This is a genomic window from Acinetobacter sp. YH01019, assembly GCF_013420285.1.
Classification (GTDB): Bacteria; Pseudomonadota; Gammaproteobacteria; order Pseudomonadales; family Moraxellaceae; genus Acinetobacter; species Acinetobacter gandensis.
Window position 1 is genome coordinate 1 of the sequence record NZ_VOYM01000159.1, and the last position, 2,366, is coordinate 2,366.

Below are 2,366 nucleotides of genomic sequence, written 5' to 3' on the forward strand. Positions count from 1 at the left end.
CTCGCTCGGTTACTTGATCAATTTGTTTAGTTGTTCTTCAAAATCTTGCTTGTTTAAATCACCTGAAACGTACTGATCATAAAGTTTTTGATGATCTTCAGTGATTTCTAAATCGTAATATTCTCGATCTGATTTCTTTAAAAACACCTCTGACAAACGATTATTTTTTTCGGCATCACTCAATTTCATGGTCTAAATGCTCCTATTTTGCGTTTATTGGCGTTTTTAGCCCTGTTTAGCTAGATTTCCCTGTTTTTGAAGAAAAGGCGCTTAAATGCGATTTTAGGCGGTTTTTGCGCTATGGGGTGAAATTCGATATTGGTGCTTTGCTAACAAGAAAATTTTTAGCGGTTTGGAGATTTATCATTTTCCGACAGCAGGAGGGAATGCACGCTTACGCGTTTCTCTCCGAGAAACAAAAAAACGGCCTCTAAAAAAGATAAAAATAAGCCCCAAAAGTTGGGGCGTTTTGAAATCTTTTTTGGAGGATTAATTGCTACTTTTTGGCATTCACGTAGTCATAAAATTGAATTTGCTGTTTTGGGTCTTTTAGCATGATGCGAAGCCGTTGCATAAAATCATCTGGAGATTCGTTTTCCTGTTTTAAATGAGCGAATTTCTTGTCACGGGACATATTGAACGACAAGCTGTTCACTTGCATATTTCGCAATTCAATAAACTTAGGTTCATCTACCTGTTTGACTGGTGCAGATTGGATTTTTTTAGAACCAAAGCCGAGCTGTTCCAGTAGCGGATAAAACATCCTGAATTTTTTTGGCTCTAAAAGCATGTCTGCAAGGCGTTTCGTAAAGTCTTCGGATGACTCTCCGATCTCTGCATATTCGCTACCAACTTCGGGCAGTTCAGATAATTTGTGTGCAAACAAATGCCGTTGTGCATCGGTCATTTCGACAAAGAAATCAGGTGTGTTTGGATCTCGTTTAGGGTCGGTTTTTTGTTGTTTTTTTGGCTGTGCCTTCTGTTTAAATCGGAATGAAAAACCAATAATATTACGTCCTCTTTTGTGCTGTTCTTCTTTGACAGTAATATCTGTATTTTCATTGATTTGCTTTAATGATGGTTCTAAAACACGCTTTTTAAAGTCGTGCATTCGATGATATTCACTTTCTAATACTCCCAATCTTTCTCTGAACTCACTTAGCTCAATAATTGGTGTTTTCCCACTACTACGCCAAGCAATCAAAAGTTCATAAAGTCTAATGGCGTAGCCAGTGGAAAGCCCTTTTACTTGCTCTAACTCATAGCTCGTAAATTGTTTTTCTAGCCGAGTTATTAAAGGGATAATTGCAGGTGAAAAAATTAACTCAACAGATGCCGTTTTTTCGATGTATGCAATTTGAGAAACCCAACGTGAGGTAATATGAGCTACTCCTTTTCCTCTTGGTTCTTGATAGCTAAATTGACGAGCAAACAAGTCTTTACAGGCTTCTTTTAGTGCTTGATAAGCACCATTTTTCAATACATCAAAGTGGTTGATATAGCTCTCTGCGTGAATAGTTAAAGGGTCATTCGCATTAATACCTTTACCACTTTCACGGGCTTCAATTATTGCTAAAAGAATTAACCGTTGTTCCACTAGGTCAAGATTGTAGCTGGCATTAATTAAAGCGTTATCTTTCACAATTAAATCTTTCATATAGCGTCTTATTTTATTATGTCGTCTTATTGATCTTATGTGAAGCCTTATCAAGAAGCAATAAGCAGACATATTTTATTTTGTCGCATCTTGCAAACTAAACGTGCTTAAAACGACATGTTTTATTTTGTCTTTCAAAGCACACTAAGTGTCGTCTTATTGAGAATTTCTAGCACACTAAGTGTCGTCTTTTAGCACACTAAGTGTCGTCTTATGTCCTCTGAAACGCACGTATATCAATGCTTTCAGACTGCTTAAAAGCATTTAAAAGCTTTTTTATTATTAAAAGCCCAAAAAAATTAAAAACGGCATTTAAAACTGCCCTATGTTTTCGCTTCGCTCAAACTCTATTGAATCTCGCTGCGCTCGATTCCTGGGGGCAGTTTTTTTCAAAGACCCGCTAGGACGCTAAAAACAAGAATGGATTCGCTTCGCTCATAAAGCTTTATGCTCGCTTCGCTCGTCATGGAGCCAGTGACTACAGTCGCTTTGCTCTGTAAATCTCGTTATGACGCAACAGGGAGCTTGTAATCAGGGAAAAGGCAGGGGCAAATTTTTATAACGCTCAGTCGCTCGTAGACACTCGCTCGGTTACTTGATCAATTTGTTTAGTTGTTCTTCAAAATCTTGCTTGTTTAAATCACCTGAAACGTACTGATCATAAAGTTTTTGATGATCTTCAGTGATTTCTAAATCGTAATATTCTCGA

The 2,366-nt window shown here is 37.4% G+C and carries 1 protein-coding gene and 1 pseudogene; both read right to left on the minus strand.

The features are described from left to right. Positions 1–9: 9 nt before the first annotated feature. Positions 10–189 (minus strand): hypothetical protein, encoded by a 180-nt coding sequence (locus FTT84_RS17525; RefSeq protein WP_020847111.1) that lies wholly within the window; start codon positions 187–189, stop codon positions 10–12. Positions 190–730: 541 nt separating this feature from the next. Beyond that, positions 731–1,657: pseudogene (repM, locus tag FTT84_RS17530) on the minus strand (replication initiation protein RepM); the annotation flags it as partial. Positions 1,658–2,366: the final 709 nt, after the last annotated feature.

Coding starts and splice junctions, on each gene's coding strand:
- FTT84_RS17525 (WP_020847111.1), bottom strand. CDS start 189: ATGAAATTGAGTGATGCCGAAAAAAATAATCGTTTGTCAGAGGTGTTT.